The 14263-nt window shown below is 58.1% G+C and carries 18 protein-coding genes; 9 read left to right on the top strand and 9 right to left on the bottom strand.

What is annotated here, in order from left to right; all coding sequences use genetic code 11:
- Together Q1B15_RS08320 and Q1B15_RS08325 are read left to right on the top strand one after the other, a co-directional pair.
- The coding region (locus Q1B15_RS08320; protein ID WP_299752867.1) for a hypothetical protein at nt 1-208 on the top strand (208 nt) is incomplete at its 5' end.
- A gap of 12 nt (nt 209-220) precedes the next feature.
- Complete coding sequence (locus Q1B15_RS08325; protein ID WP_299752870.1) at nt 221-421, top strand: hypothetical protein; 201 nt, start codon at nt 221-223, stop codon at nt 419-421.
- 13 nt (nt 422-434) lie between these two features.
- Here Q1B15_RS08325 and Q1B15_RS08330 read toward each other — a convergent pair whose 3' ends face one another.
- Nucleotides 435-608, bottom strand: a complete 174-nt coding sequence (locus Q1B15_RS08330) for a hypothetical protein (RefSeq protein ID WP_299752873.1) — start codon at nt 606-608, stop codon at nt 435-437.
- 84 nt (nt 609-692) lie between these two features.
- Nucleotides 693-2000: an adenylosuccinate lyase gene (purB, locus tag Q1B15_RS08335; protein ID WP_299752876.1), complete on the bottom strand. Its 1308-nt coding sequence runs from the start codon at nt 1998-2000 to the stop codon at nt 693-695.
- A 185-nt stretch (nt 2001-2185) separates the two neighbouring features.
- Between purB and Q1B15_RS08340 the strand changes: the two genes are divergently transcribed.
- The 5 genes from Q1B15_RS08340 to zapE all read left to right on the top strand — a co-directional run bounded on the left by Q1B15_RS08340 (nt 2186) and on the right by zapE (nt 6960).
- Entirely contained in the window at nt 2186-2614 is a 429-nt protein-coding gene (locus Q1B15_RS08340) for a DUF6314 family protein (RefSeq protein WP_299752879.1), read from the top strand.
- 87 nt (nt 2615-2701) lie between these two features.
- On the top strand, nt 2702-3301 hold the full coding sequence (locus tag Q1B15_RS08345) for a biotin transporter BioY (RefSeq protein WP_299752882.1): 600 nt from the start codon (nt 2702-2704) through the stop codon (nt 3299-3301).
- Between the two features lie 161 nt (nt 3302-3462).
- Nucleotides 3463-4629: a M20 aminoacylase family protein gene (locus tag Q1B15_RS08350; RefSeq protein WP_299752885.1), complete on the top strand. Its 1167-nt coding sequence runs from the start codon at nt 3463-3465 to the stop codon at nt 4627-4629.
- Nucleotides 4630-4697: 68 nt separating this feature from the next.
- On the top strand, nt 4698-5831 hold the full coding sequence (locus tag Q1B15_RS08355) for an NAD(P)/FAD-dependent oxidoreductase (protein WP_299752888.1): 1134 nt from the start codon (nt 4698-4700) through the stop codon (nt 5829-5831).
- A gap of 40 nt (nt 5832-5871) precedes the next feature.
- The gene (zapE, locus tag Q1B15_RS08360; RefSeq protein ID WP_299752891.1) at nt 5872-6960 is read left to right on the top strand and encodes a cell division protein ZapE; all 1089 of its coding nucleotides are present in this window, start codon (nt 5872-5874) and stop codon (nt 6958-6960) included.
- A 46-nt stretch (nt 6961-7006) separates the two neighbouring features.
- Here zapE and tpiA read toward each other — a convergent pair whose 3' ends face one another.
- The 5 genes from tpiA to Q1B15_RS08385 all read right to left on the bottom strand — a co-directional run bounded on the left by tpiA (nt 7007) and on the right by Q1B15_RS08385 (nt 9956).
- The gene (gene tpiA / locus Q1B15_RS08365) at nt 7007-7753 is read right to left on the bottom strand and encodes a triose-phosphate isomerase (RefSeq protein WP_299752894.1); all 747 of its coding nucleotides are present in this window, start codon (nt 7751-7753) and stop codon (nt 7007-7009) included.
- A gap of 54 nt (nt 7754-7807) precedes the next feature.
- Complete coding sequence (locus Q1B15_RS08370) at nt 7808-8197, bottom strand: iron-sulfur cluster assembly accessory protein (protein WP_299752897.1); 390 nt, start codon at nt 8195-8197, stop codon at nt 7808-7810.
- A 24-nt stretch (nt 8198-8221) separates the two neighbouring features.
- Nucleotides 8222-8785, bottom strand: a complete 564-nt coding sequence (locus Q1B15_RS08375; RefSeq protein WP_299752900.1) for a sugar O-acetyltransferase — start codon at nt 8783-8785, stop codon at nt 8222-8224.
- A gap of 5 nt (nt 8786-8790) precedes the next feature.
- Nucleotides 8791-9150, bottom strand: a complete 360-nt coding sequence (locus Q1B15_RS08380) for an SUF system Fe-S cluster assembly protein (protein WP_299752903.1) — start codon at nt 9148-9150, stop codon at nt 8791-8793.
- Nucleotides 9151-9233: 83 nt separating this feature from the next.
- On the bottom strand, nt 9234-9956 hold the full coding sequence (locus tag Q1B15_RS08385) for a hypothetical protein (RefSeq protein ID WP_299752906.1): 723 nt from the start codon (nt 9954-9956) through the stop codon (nt 9234-9236).
- 150 nt (nt 9957-10106) lie between these two features.
- Between Q1B15_RS08385 and tgt the strand changes: the two genes are divergently transcribed.
- On the top strand, nt 10107-11237 hold the full coding sequence (gene tgt, locus Q1B15_RS08390; protein WP_299752909.1) for a tRNA guanosine(34) transglycosylase Tgt: 1131 nt from the start codon (nt 10107-10109) through the stop codon (nt 11235-11237).
- 363 nt (nt 11238-11600) lie between these two features.
- Here tgt and Q1B15_RS08395 read toward each other — a convergent pair whose 3' ends face one another.
- Nucleotides 11601-11819 (bottom strand): hypothetical protein, encoded by a 219-nt coding sequence (locus tag Q1B15_RS08395; RefSeq protein WP_299752912.1) that lies wholly within the window; start codon nt 11817-11819, stop codon nt 11601-11603.
- Between the two features lie 146 nt (nt 11820-11965).
- On the bottom strand, nt 11966-12475 hold the full coding sequence (locus tag Q1B15_RS08400) for a hypothetical protein (protein WP_299752915.1): 510 nt from the start codon (nt 12473-12475) through the stop codon (nt 11966-11968).
- A gap of 358 nt (nt 12476-12833) precedes the next feature.
- Between Q1B15_RS08400 and Q1B15_RS08405 the strand changes: the two genes are divergently transcribed.
- Nucleotides 12834-14263, top strand: a 1430-nt coding sequence (locus tag Q1B15_RS08405; RefSeq protein ID WP_299752918.1) for an LON peptidase substrate-binding domain-containing protein, incomplete at its 3' end; no start/stop codon positions are given.

A 14263-nucleotide genomic window follows, 5' to 3' on the forward strand; every position in this document is an offset into this window, starting at 1 on the left:
GGGTGCGGCCGACGTTGTTGGCAACGCGAGCAGCGATGCGGCGTGTCTCGGCATCGGGAGTGTCGGGGAGCACAAGATGAAGGTTGTCGCGCACGCGTTTGTTCCAGCCCGCAAGCGGAGCGACGACGGTTTGGACAAGCCGTCCGACAAAGCGCACGCGGGTTGCGTCGTTCAGGCGCTCAGACCAGGCAAGCTCGCCCGCATCTAAGCAAAGGAACTCTTGACCGTCCGCCGCGGCTTCGGGAGTGACGCAGGCTTTGGTGGGCTTGTCCCAGATGAACCCATCGTCGCAGATCGTGGTTGTTTCGGGTGGTATTGGTGGCGCTATGGGCGCGACGACTTACGCGACGAGCGCCGGGCTGGAGATAAGGCCCGCGCCGATCAAAAGGGCGGCCCGAAGGGAGCCGCCCGTAGCCATTGAGGGAAATACACAGTTAACCGGTTGTGAGGGGGACACAGCTTTGTGCCTCCGCACTATAAACCGAGCCTTCCGCGCAGGATATTGCGACGGTGTCGGTCTTTTCGTGTCCAAAGCCGCAGCCCATAGCAAGGGCGAGGGAGGGTGTCACAGTGACGGCCAGAGTGGCAAAAAGCAGTTTCATCTTCATTTGTCTCTCCTTTATCGATTGTGACAAAATAATAGCACGCGCGGCGCTTTGGTCAAAGCCGGGATTTTGGGCAGTTTTTACACTTTACGTCTCGCCGAACACGCGGGCGAAGATCGTGTCCACATGTTTGGTGTGGTGGCCAAGGTCGAAGTTCTCGGCGATCTCGTCGGGAGACATGACGGCGGTGACTTCGGCGTCTGCGAGAAGCTCGGTCTGGAAGTCTTTACCTTCTTCCCAAACCTTCATCGCGTTGCGCTGCACCAGACGGTAGGAGGCTTCGCGGCTGACGCCCTTTTGGGTGAGCGCAAGAAGGACACGTTGGGAATGAACTAGGCCCCGGAACTGATTGAGATTCCTCATCATATTATCAGGGTAGATCAACAGATTTTCTATTACGCCGGTGAGACGCGCGAGCGCAAAATCCAGCGTGATGGTTGCGTCAGGCGCAATGGCGCGTTCGACCGAGGAGTGCGAGATATCGCGTTCGTGCCAAAGCGCGACGTTCTCCATCGCCGGCACGACCGCCATGCGCACGAGACGTGCAAGCCCTGTGAGGTTTTCGGTAAGGACCGGGTTGCGTTTGTGCGGCATGGCGGAGGAGCCTTTTTGGCCTTTGGAGAAAAACTCCTCGGCTTCAAGGACCTCGGTGCGCTGCATGTGGCGGATTTCGATCGCGATGTTTTCGATAGAAGATGCAATGACGCCAAGCGTGGCGAAGAACATGGCGTGGCGGTCGCGCGGGATGACCTGTGTCGAAATAGGCTCGGGTGTTAGGCCAAGTTGTTTGCAGACGTGGGCCTCGACCGCGGGGTCAATGTTGGCGAAGGTGCCGACAGCGCCGGATACAGCGCCGGTCGCGATCTCGCCGCGAGCGTTCTTCAGCCGGGCAAGGCCGCGGTCCATTTCAGCGTAAAAGCGCGCAAAGGTGAGGCCCATGGTGACGGGTTCGGCGTGGATTCCGTGGGAGCGGCCAATGCGGACGTCCATCTTGTGTTCGATTGCACGGGTCTTCAGCGCGGCGAGGAGATTCTCCATATCAGTGATGAGAAGGTCGGCAGCGCGTACAAGCTGGACATTTAGCGTGGTGTCGAGAACGTCCGAAGACGTCATTCCCTGATGGACAAAGCGCGCTTCAGAACTTCCAATGATTTCAGAGAGGTGCGTGAGGAACGCGATAACGTCATGTTTGGTGACGGCCTCGATCTCGTCGATGCGGGCGACGTCAAATTCAACGTCTTTCGCTTTCCAAACAGCGGCGGCACTTTCGCGCGGGATCACTCCAAGGTTCGCTTGGGCATCGCAGGCATGGGCTTCGATCTCGTACCAGATGCGGAATTTGGTCTCGGGCGACCAAATGGCGACCATGTCGGGGCGGCTGTATCTGGGGATCATCGTGGGGTGCCTTTCGGATTGCGTGTCTGCTCGGTGCGTTTAGACTGGAGCGCAGATGGGAACAAGGAGCATGGGATGCGCTACATTTGCACTGTTCTGGTGATGATCGCTGAACCAGCTTTTGCGGATAGACGGGTAAAGCTGGATGGCGCGGATGTCAGTATAGGCCGGTCTCGGGGCGTTGGATGAGCAGATTGCCTTCACTGGCAGCGCTTGAAGGCTGTTGGTTGATGGTGCGCATGATCGAGCACGCGGATGGGCGTCGCGATGTGTTCGAGGGCGAAAGCATTTTTCACCGCTCGGGACCGCGATTGCTTCAGGACGAAACCGGGGTGCTGACGCCAGCGCGGGGTGGGCATGCATTGAAGGCGACGCGGCGTTACGTCTGGAGCGGCAGTGGCGCGCGAATCGATGTTGCTTTCGGGGATATGAGGCCCTTTCACTCCGTTCCCGTTGGCGTGTCGACTTATGAGACAACGTACCTGTGTCCACCAGATCGCTATGAAGTATTTTATGATTTCAATGACTTCCCAAACTGGTCGACGGTTTGGTCGGTTGAGGGACCCCGCAAGGCTTATCGGATGTTAACACGGTTTTCGCGCCTGAAGGACTGACCGGCTTTGGTATTTCGCGCGCTTGCGGGCAGTGGCGTCTAATGCGATAGTCCGTTCAAATAAAACAACAACGTTGAGGGGAAGTTCATGTCCACACTTACAGCCCGCCCTGTGTTGGCCGATCTGTTCGGATCGAACGAAGGCAGTGCTTTGCGCGTGAAACAGATCGTTTTGGTTCTGGCAGGGATCGCGGTGATTGCGATTTCCGCGAAGATCCGTATTCCGATGTGGCCTGTGCCGATGTCGATGGGCACATTCGCGGTTTTGACAATCGGTGCGGCGTACGGCCCGCGTTTGGGTCTTGCCACGGTCCTTGGGTATCTTGCGATTGGCGCGCTTGGATTTAACGTTTTTGCGGGTTCTTCGGCTGAGCAATACGGGCTGGCCTATATGATGGGTGGCACGGGCGGATATCTGGTGGGTTACGCGCTTGCGGCCTTGGCGCTTGGCGCGTTTGCCCGGGCTGGCTGGGATCGCTCAATCGGGAAGTTGGCGGCGGCCTTGTTTGCCGGTAACGCAATTATCTATATCCCCGGCCTTTTGTGGCTGGGCGTGCTTTATGGCTGGGACAAGCCGATCCTTGCTTGGGGCCTGACACCGTTTCTTGCGGGCGACGCGCTGAAGCTGGTTCTGGCGGTAATGCTGATCCCGGCGGTCTGGAAACTGGTCGGCGACGCGCGCCGTTGATTTTCGGTTTCGCCGCCCATACGAGGGCGGCGACCCGGTTTGCGGCGCCTGGCACGGATTGCCCCGCGTAACCCGCGATTTATGTGAGCCATAAAGAAACAGGGCTTCGCTGGCGTCAGTTTGGGCGCGTTATTTTTTTTAGAAAAACTGGGAGAGCTAACGTGCCGGTCCGTAACCGATTTGCCGAGCTTCACGATGAAATTTCTGGCTGGCGTCAGGAGTTGCATGCGCATCCTGAGTTACAGTTTGATGTTGAGCGAACGGCGGGCTTTGTCGAGGCGCGGCTGCGCGAATTTGGGTGCGATGAGGTCGTCACCGGGATCGGGCGCACGGGTCTTGTTGGGCTGATCAAGGGACGCCACAATGGCTCGGGGCGCGTGATCGGGCTTCGCGCGGACATGGACGCGCTGCCGATCCACGAAGACACGGGCGTTGAATATGCCTCGACGGTGCCGGGCAGAATGCATGCCTGTGGCCATGACGGGCATACCGCCATGCTGTTGGGGGCTGCGAAGTACCTTTCAGAGACGCGGAATTTTGACGGCACGGTTGCGGTGATTTTTCAGCCTGCGGAAGAGGGCGGCGCCGGCGGGCGCGAGATGGTCGATGATGGCATGATGGAGCAGTTTGACATCGACGAGGTGTACGGAATGCACAATGTGCCGGGGCGGGCTTTGGGAGAGTTTGCGATCCGTTCAGGTGCGTTTTATGCCTCGACCGATGAGTTGCACATCACAATCACCGGCAAGGCGGGGCACGCAGCTCAGCCGCATCAGACGGTGGATGCGACGGTGGTTGCGGCTCATGTGGTGACAGCACTTCAGACCATTGTCAGCCGTCAGATTGATCCCGTGGAGCAGGTTGTGGTGTCGATCACGTCGTTTGAGACATCGACCACGGCTTACAATGTTGTGGTGGAAGAGGTCGTATTGAAGGGCACCTTGCGCACCATGACCGAAGAAAACCGCGACTTTGCCAAGCGCCGGATCGTTGATATTGCCGAGGGCATTTCAGCGTCACTTGGGGCAAAAGCGGATGCTCAGATCATAGAGGGCTATCCGGTTATGGTGAACAGCGATCGCCATGCCGAGTTCGCGGCGCAAGCGGCGATGAAGGTGGCCGGGGTGTGTGAGACAGCGCCCATTTACCTTTGGGGTGAGGACTTTGGGTTCATGCTGAATGCGCGGCCGGGAGCGTATATTCACTTGGGGATCGGGGACAACGCGCCGCTTCATCATCCAAGGTACAACTTCAACGATGAGGCTATTCCTGCCGGGTGTTCGTTCTTTGTCGAACTGGCAGAGAGCCGTTTACCGGTTGCGGGTTAGGCGCTTGAGTTCGAGCAAAGCGACGCGTCTGCAATCGCGGTAGCGTCGGGCAAAGAGGGGCGGGATCAGTGAGCACAACTTTAAAAGTTACAATTGCGGGCGCGGGGATCGGTGGACTTGCTGCGGCCACAGCGTTGGCGCGGTCCGGGCATCCCGTGACAGTGGCCGAGCGCGCGCCGGAAATCGGTGAGGTTGGAGCGGGCATTCAGATCAGTCCGAACGGGATGGCGGTGATCCGAGCCATTGGTGCGGCGGACGCTTTGGAGCCAGTCTCGCTGAAGGCCACGGCGGTGCGGCTTTTCGATGGGCCGACGGGACGCGAGATACTGGCGCTTGATCTAAAAAAGCATGGACGCGGGCTTGAGTGGAGGTTTGTGCATCGCGCGCGCCTGATCGAGGTTTTGAAGGCGGCTGCCGAGGGCGCGGGGGCCACGGTTGAAACGGGTCGTGAAATTGAACCGCCCCCCGAGGGCGCGGCCCTGCCGGGCGATGACCTTTTGATCGGGGCGGATGGTTTGCATTCAAAAGTACGCGCGCGGGTGGACGAGGCGTCTAAGCCGTTTTTCACCAAGCAAGTGGCATGGCGCGCTATCATTCCGGGCGATGGACCGTCCGTGGCCGAAGTTCATTTGGGGCCGGGCCGTCACGTAGTGAGTTATCCTTTGCCAGGTGGCATGCGAAACATTGTGGCCGTTGAGGAGCGGTCTGCCTGGGCAGAAGAGGGCTGGAGCCACAGCGATCACCCTGGCAATTTGCGCGGGGCATTTGCGGCTTTCTCTCCACGTGTGCGTGGCTGGCTTGATGCGGTAGACGATTGCTTCCTTTGGGGGTTGTTTCGGCACAGGGTCGCGGATCGGTGGTGGGATCGCCAGCAGGTTTTGCTGGGAGACGCCGCGCATCCGACGTTGCCATTTCTGGCGCAGGGGGCAAATATGGCTTTGGAAGATGCCTGGGCTTTAAGTGATGCCGTGTCGTCGTCACCCTTGGCCGAGGGCTTGCCCCGCTATCAGGACCAGCGGCGTGAACGTGTCTTGCGCGTGGTTGCGGCGGCGACGACCAATGCCCGCAACTATCATCTGAAGTTCCCGCCTGTGCGGTTCGCTGCCCATTCGGTTTTGCGGCTTGCGGGGCTGTTGGCTCCGGCGCAGCCGCTTCGGCGGTTTGACTGGCTTTACGGGCATGATGTGACGAAGGGCGACTGACGCCCTTTTCATTCATCGCGCGTCGTGCTTCACCTTGGGAATGGCACAACATGGCCCCATAACGACAGCATATCGCGCGCGGATCCGAGCGGAACATCTAAGCTCTGATCCGGCGCAAGAAGCCGTTTTGGGCGAACTTGATGGCATTACGTTTGGGCTCAAGTCCGCGCCGCAAAAGGGTGGCAGTCTGGGTTGGATGTTTGCGAAAAAAGCCGAACCCGTGCGGGGGCTGTACCTTTGGGGCGGCGTTGGGCGTGGCAAGTCGATGTTGATGGATTTGTTCTTTGAGGCCGCAGGCGTCGAAAAAAGCCGTCGTGTGCATTTTCATGCGTTCATGCAGGAAGTGCAAAGCGCTCTTCATAAGGCACGCCAAACCGGGGTAGAGGATGCGATACGGCCCGTGGCCGACGAAATGGCTGCCGGGATCAGGTTGTTGTGCCTTGATGAAATGCAGATCACGGATATCGCCGATGCGATGATTGTGGGTCGACTTTTCGAGCGGATGTTCGAGGCCGGCGTGACGATTGTGACAACGTCGAACCGCCGACCGGACGATCTCTACAAAGACGGGCTAAATCGCACCCTTTTTCTTCCGTTCATCGGCCTGATTAAGGAAAAAATGAAGGTCTGGGAGCTGTCGTCTCCGCGCGATTGGCGTCAGGATCGATTGGAGGGGGCGAAGACGTACTTTCATCCTGCCGATGCTTCGGCGCGGGCAGAGATCGCCTTGCTTTGGAGCGATTTCGCGGGTGACGCGTCACATCCGCTGGTCTTGAAGGTTAAAGGGCGCGAGGTGACGATTCCGGCATATGCCAACGGTGTCGCGCGGGCGCAGTTTTACGAGCTTTGTGGCCAGCCCCTCGGGCCTGCCGACTATCTGGCGCTGGCGGATGCGGTGCGGGTTCTGATCCTTGAAGATATTCCGCGACTTTCCAGCGAGAATTATAATCAGGCGCGCCGGTTCGTGACGCTTATTGACGCGCTTTACGAGGCGCGCATACGGCTGATCGCGACGGCCGCTGATCTGCCGGAGAACCTCTATATCGAAGGCGAAGGTAGCTTTGAATTCGCGCGTACCGCCAGCCGCCTGCGCGAGATGCAGTCGGCGGAATGGGTTGAGGAACCCTAACGCATCATCATTCTAAAAATACCGCGGGGGGCAGAGCCCCCATCCCTCAGGCACGTTCAAGGGCTGCGATAATGCCGCCGAAGTCCTCGGCCTTAAGAGACGCCCCGCCAACAAGCGCGCCGTCAACGTCCGGAACGCCGAAGATCTCGTCGGCGTTTGATGGTTTGACCGAGCCGCCATAGAGGATCAACATGTCGGCGCCTGCAGGGCCGAACCGCGCCGTCAGACGGGCGCGAATGTCGGCGTGCACTTCGGCGATTTCCTCAAGCGTCGGGACTTTTCCGGTGCCGATAGCCCAGACTGGTTCGTAGGCAATGACAGTGGTGTCGCCAGTTGCGCCATCCGGGATCGACCCGGCAAGTTGCGCCGCGACGATATTAATGGTCTGACCTGCTTCGCGTTCGGCTAGTGTTTCGCCGACACAGATCACCGCAACAAGGTCCGCGCCCCATACCGCCTGCGCTTTGGCGACGATATCGGCGTCGGTTTCACCGTGATCAGCGCGCCGTTCTGAGTGGCCGACGATTACATGGCTGCCGCCCGCGTCAGCGATCATTTGGGCCGATATATCGCCGGTATGCGCGCCGGAGACGGCCGCGTGACAGTCCTGGCCACCAGATTGGATAGCCGTGCCGGATGCGCGGTCAGACAGGCGCGACAAAAGCGTGGCGGGGGGGCAGATCAGCACGTCACAAGTTGGGTCTGGATGCGCTTTTGCAAGAGCATCGATTTCGGCCAAGCTTGCCGCTGCGCCGTTCATCTTCCAGTTTCCTGCGGCCAGTTTGCGCGCCATATCTTGTTCTCCGAATTCAGGTTTTGGCGGACAATGGCGGACGGTGCGGGAAGGTCAAGCCTTGGCGGTCGTCTCGCGGTCTGCGACAAGTTCCTCGACGTCTTTGAATTTGATAGATTCGCCGCAGCCACAGGCATCTTCAACGTTCGGATTGCGGAATTTGAAGCCGCTTTCCAAAAGCGAGGTTTCGTAGTCAATCTCTGTGCCAAAGAGGAACATTTGCGCCATCGGGGCGATCATTACGCGCGCACCTTCCTGTTCGACAACTTCATCCATCGGATCGACCGCGCCTGCATAGTCCATGGTGTATTCCATGCCTGCACAGCCGCCCTTTTTGACGCCGATGCGCAAGCCAGCATGGCCTTCGCGTGTCATTAGCTTCGCGATCTGAGCGATCGCGGCCGGGGTCATCTGGACGGCTTGCTTGCCGGGAATCGAGAACATGGATCGTACTCCTTCAACTACAATTTATGGGTTTGCATGGCGTGAAACAAGCGGGCGGGCCGGATTTCCTGCAACCGTTGCGCCCGGCGCGACATTTCGGGTCACCACTGCACCCGCCCCGACGATCGCGTTGTCGCCGATTGTAACGCCGGGCAAGATGATCGCGCCGCCGCCAATCCAGACATTGCGACCGATTGTGATGGGCTGGCCAAACTCAAGTCTGCTGTTGCGGGTTTCGGCGTCGCGGGGGTGGTCGGCGGAGAGAATTTGTGTGTGCGGGCCGATCTCAGTGTTGTCGCCGATGCGGATCGGACAGACATCAAGAAGAACGCAGCCGTAGTTCATAAACACGGCCGCGCCGAGGTATATGTTATAGCCGTAGTCGACCTGAAGCGCCGGGCGGATGGATGCAGTTTCAGCGCCGCTTCCCAAAAGGTCGCTTAGCAGGCCCACGCGTGTTGGATCGCCCACGATTGTCTGGTTGTAAGCGCGCATGACGTCTTGCGCACGTCGGCGCTCGGCCACAAGTTCGGGATCGCCGGGGCGGTAAAGATCGCCTGCGATCATCTTTTCTTTCTCGGACGGCATTTGGCCTACATGAAGCCGAGTTCGAGGCGGGCCTCATCCGACATCATATCCATACCCCAGGGGGGATCCCAGACAAGCTCGACGTCGACAGATTTTACGCCGGGCAGCGGTTCGATAGCGTCAGCCACCCATCCAGGCATTTCGCCGGCAACGGGACAGCCCGGTGCGGTCAGGGTCATAATGACAGTTACAGCACCTTCATCGGAGATTTCGATGGTGTAGATAAGCCCGAGGTCAAAAATATTCACCGGAATCTCGGGATCAAACACCGACCGACATGCGTCTACAGCCGCTTCGTGAAGCGGGTGGTCAGTGCTGGATGGCTTTATCAGGGGAGCCCCTTCAAGGGGTGCGCTGCTGTTCATCGAGTGTTCCGCATTTATTTGTTGAGTCTTTATATAGGGTATAGGAATTGATGCGTAAAGTCGCAGTGGCGTCGTCTCGGGCCTTAACTGTTGGTGCGCGACAAAAAGTCTTCGGCGGCCTTGCGGAGTTTTGCGTCACTCGCGGCTTTTCGACCGGGTCCGGACGGCAGCGCTGTGGCGACAAGGCGGTGGCGCACTTCGCGGTTGTCAGAGTCGCGGCTTGCGAGGGAGCTTGAAACTTCGTCGATGGGCTGGTCGAAAACGGGCGCGAGAGACGAGTTTAACGCGACTTCGAAGATCATTGCGTAGTTCACGGCGGTCGGGGTCTCGCCGGATTTGCGAGCAAGGTCCGCGCTTTCACCAATCCATTCCGATAAGCCAAGCCCGCCTTCGATATACCGGATACCCGCGTCGGTTGTGGGAGCGTCTTTGGTCGGGCAGTCCGGGGCCGAGCCGATGTCATGGGTGATACGGAAATCCATCTCGCGGAAGGTCGCGCCACGCGGCGTACGGTCTCGGGCCAGGGTTAGGTTTGTTCCTGCGATGGGAATGCCGAGGGTCACGCCGCCCCCGGTCGCCTCGACGCGTTGCACGGTCAAAGTGAGGGTTAGTTCCGCCTTGGTGATGGAAAATTCCTGAGGCGAAGCGGCGACGGCGGCATCCATTTCGCATTGCGCGGCGACCAGAATATCGGCAGCACGCACGAAGTCTTCGGGGACGCCGGGCGGCACTTGTGGCGAGATTTCGCGGTCGCAGGCGATCAGAAAGCTGGCGGCAAGAACGATTCTGGGGACGATATGGGGCACGGGAAACCTTTCAGAAACGAGCCGTTGCGGACCGTTCGGATGGCGACACATTGATGATCAACGCGCGTCGCAGTCAACGGCCAATGCACGATAGTGGACTTCACGGCGACCGGCCTGATATGGGCAGTAAATCTCGAAAACGGTTGGGTCATGACCACAAAACACTTATTTACCTTGTTGGCGAAAGACGGGGCGGCGCGCACGGGCGTGATCTCGACGCCACGGGGCGACATTCGCACGCCGGCCTTCATGCCCGTCGGAACGGCTGCGACCGTGAAGGCTATGATGCCCGAGAGCGTGCGCGCGACGGGCGCGGATATCTTGTTGGGCAACACCTATCATTTGATGTTGCGCCCCGGCGCCGAGCGGATTGAGCGGCTTGGGGGATTGCACGCGTTTATGAATTGGGACCGGCCGATCCTGACCGATTCCGGAGGGTTTCAGGTGATGAGCCTCGCCGATTTGCGAAAGCTGACCGAAAAAGGCGTGACGTTCAAAAGTCATATAGACGGGTCCAAGCACGAGTTGACGCCGGAGCGGTCGATGGAAATTCAGCGGCAATTGGGCTCGGACATTGTGATGTGCTTCGACGAATGCCCTGCGTTGCCTGCGGATCGCGCGCGAATTGAAGAAAGCATGCGGCTTTCGATGCGGTGGGCGGCGCGGTCGCGGGATGCCTTTGGGGATCGTCCTGGGCATGCGCTTTTTGGCATCCAGCAGGGTGGGCTGGAAGAGGATTTACGGAGCGAAAGTGCGGAGGCGTTGACTGGCGTTGGGTTTGATGGTTATGCGGTCGGCGGGTTGGCCGTGGGCGAGGGGCAAGAGGCGATGTTCAGCGTGCTGGACTTTGCGCCGGGGCAATTGCCTGTCGACAAGCCGCGCTATCTTATGGGCGTCGGCAAGCCGGATGATATCGTCGGGGCGGTGAAGCGCGGGATTGATATGATGGACTGCGTTTTACCATCGCGGTCCGGGCGCACGGGGCAAGTATTTACGCGACGCGGCGTTGTTAACATCAAAAACGCGCGTCACGCAGATGATCCGCGTCCTTTGGACGAGGATTGCGCATGTCCGGCTTGTTCAAAGTATTCGCGCGCCTATCTGCATCATGTTTTCCGGGCGGGTGAGATGATTTCCGGAATGCTTCTGACCTGGCATAATCTTCATTATTTTCAGGAGATTATGGCGGGGATGCGGGGCGCGATTGCGGCCGGTGATTTTGACGGCTGGGAGCGGCACTTCCACGCGCAACGTGCGTGCGGGGATGTCGAGCCGTTCTAGGCCGGTTGAGAATTGCCTATTTTCTTTTAGGCGCGCCAGATCGCACGGCCATTGAGCCAACCATAGATCGAGCGTTCCTGCGACCCGTTTAAGCGCACGGTAAGGTGGTCGGAGAAGTCTTCTGCGAAGTTTCGCGCTCAAAAATCCCAGTATGTCAGTGGGGCGAGACCGGCTAGGAGGGTGTTGATGTCTAAAGGCAGCGTGCGCGTTGCGCGCCCCTATAGGCGAAACTCAAATGGCAGGCGGCTCAAGACCAGCTAAGACATCGACATGAAGAAAACCCAGCAGGCAATTGGCGGCGCCGATTGATCCGAATGTTTCGCGAGCAAACGCGGCGACTCCGCTGCCTTCAAAGAGGGCAAGCTAGGCGGCAATTGCGTCCATCCCGTCAAGATATGCCTGATACCGGAACGGGACGATCAAGGTCGAGATGACGGCGACAACAAACGGGAATGCGAAGGCCACAAGGCTAATAGGCAACATCGCAAGGATATCTGGGAGGAGGTCACCAAGCAGGAAAAACTGGATGGCCATCAGCGTTGAGCTTGAGCCAGCCGACGCCAGTAAGTCTTCAAATCCCATACCGGTGGGCGCCAAAGGTTGTCGGCACTCGCACGAATTTCGATGAGGAAAAACCCTACGCCCATAGCGACGGTTTAGCCGTCGATGCGGCGTTCAAGGCGGCGGAGATAAGGGGGACATCGATGGCGGCCTTAGTCGAAGAGACGTCAGGCCGCGACGGCGACTGCGTCATCCATCCAGCCGACATACGAACGCTGCCAGGCATTACCAGTAACACGTACATTGGTGCGACCTTCGCTGGCGTATCTGCGCAGACGCGCGCGCAGGCCCAATCGTGCAGGACTTGTAATGCGACCGTGGATAAGTCGGCTAATGCTAACTCCGAACCCGACGACGATGCAGGCATTAAGAATTGGCGAGGCGATGATTGTATCGCCAATGGCGGGGGCGAAGAATGCGAGGAACGCCACTGCGAGCCGGGAAATTGCGATCGCTTCCAGCATGAAGCGGAACGATGGCGCGAAGATGCAGACCATGAGGCCAGCCGTGCCGATCACAAAGGCATAGAACAGACCGATAAAGAAAGGGGCGGGAAGTCCGAGGATTTGAAAATTAAGGCGTGCATAGAACAAAATGCCGGCTGCGAACGCCATCAACGTCACAAAATAGAGACGTCTTCGTTCCAGATAAACTGCATTTCGTAACCCTGCCCACATTTTCAGATCCCGTCTTTGCCTGTTTTCGCACGCCTAAGCAAGTTTTTGATTACGTTGACACTAAGGTGAAAATGCGGCCGATCCATTTATATTCTCCTAATTCGACACAGACGGCGGATATTTGCCGGATCGTTGGCCATCTTGGCGCGGGCTGTTGATACTTTGTTAACGATTGGTGTCGTACGTTTTCCCCGATTGGACGGCTTGCGCCTTGTCTTTGAAGGCCTCAAAATTGCCAAAGCGCGAAACAGTGGTTGAAGCCACGCTCTGACCCCCACATATAGTGTCTATGATCGGAGAGGTTCGAGGGTTGCCGCATGTTGGGACCGGGACCTCTTGCCAAGTATAAGGACATCCAATGACCGTCTCTTTTGAAGATTCCTTCCCGGTTCTGCCACTGCGCGACATCGTCGTGTTTCCGCATATGATCGTCCCGCTCTTTGTCGGGCGCGAGAAATCGGTGCGTGCGCTGGAGGAGGTAATGCAGGACGACAAGCAAATCTTGCTGTCGAGCCAGATTGATCCGTCGATCGATGATCCCTCAGTTGACGGGATTTTCCGTGTCGGCGTCTTAGCAAACGTACTTCAGCTTCTGAAGCTGCCCGACGGTACCGTAAAGGTGCTGGTCGAAGGTCGCGCGCGCGTGCAGATCAAAGATTTTGTCGAGAACGATGTTTACTTCGAAGCTTTTGCCGAGCCTTTGAGCGAGGAAATGGGCGACGAAGACACGGTTGAAGCGCTGGTGCGCACCGTGGCCGAAGAGTTCGAGCGCTACGCGAAGGTGAAAAAGAACATTCCCGAAGAAGCGTTGGCTCAGGTCAGCGAGAGCCGTGAGGCGGCAAAGCTTGCAGACCTCGTCTCGGGGCATCTTGGTGTAGAAGTTGAGCAAAAGCAAAAGCTATTGGAGACGCTTGTCGTCGCCGAACGGCTTGAGGTCGTCTACGGTCTGATGCAGGGCGAGATGTCGGTGCTGCAGGTCGAAAAGAAGATCAAGACTCGTGTGAAGTCCCAGATGGAGCGCACCCAACGCGAATATTATCTGAATGAGCAGATGAAGGCCATTCAAAAGGAGTTGGGGGACGGCGAAGAGGGGGCCAACGAGGTCGCTGAACTTGAAGAGAAAATCGCCAATACTAAGTTTTCGAAAGAAGCGCGCGAGAAGGCTGATGCCGAGTTGAAAAAGCTGAAGTCGATGTCTCCGATGTCGGCGGAAGCGACTGTTGTGCGCAACTATCTGGACTGGATGCTGGCGATCCCGTGGGGTGTGAAAAGCCGCGTTAAGAAGGATCTTGATCGCGCCGAGGGTATTTTGGACGCCGATCACTATGGGCTTGAGAAAGTCAAAGAGCGGATCGTGGAATATCTTGCGGTGCAGCAGCGTTCCAAGAAAATGAAGGGGCCGATTATGTGCCTCGTCGGACCTCCGGGTGTGGGCAAGACATCGCTTGGCAAATCGGTGGCCAGAGCCACGGGGCGCGAATTTATTCGCATCTCGCTTGGTGGCGTGCGCGATGAAAGCGAAATCCGCGGCCATCGGCGGACCTATATCGGTTCAATGCCCGGTAAGATCATTCAGGCGCTGAAAAAGGCGAAGACGACGAACCCGCTTATTTTGCTCGATGAAATCGACAAGATGGGGCAGGATTTCCGGGGTGATCCGGCGTCGGCGATGCTTGAAGTGCTTGATCCCGAGCAGAACGGCACGTTTGTCGATCACTATCTTGAGGTTGAATATGACCTTTCAAACGTGATGTTTTTGACGACGGCGAACACCTACAACATGCCGGG

It is taken from the genome of uncultured Boseongicola sp. (genome assembly GCF_937988555.1).
Classification (GTDB): Bacteria; Pseudomonadota; Alphaproteobacteria; order Rhodobacterales; family Rhodobacteraceae; genus Boseongicola.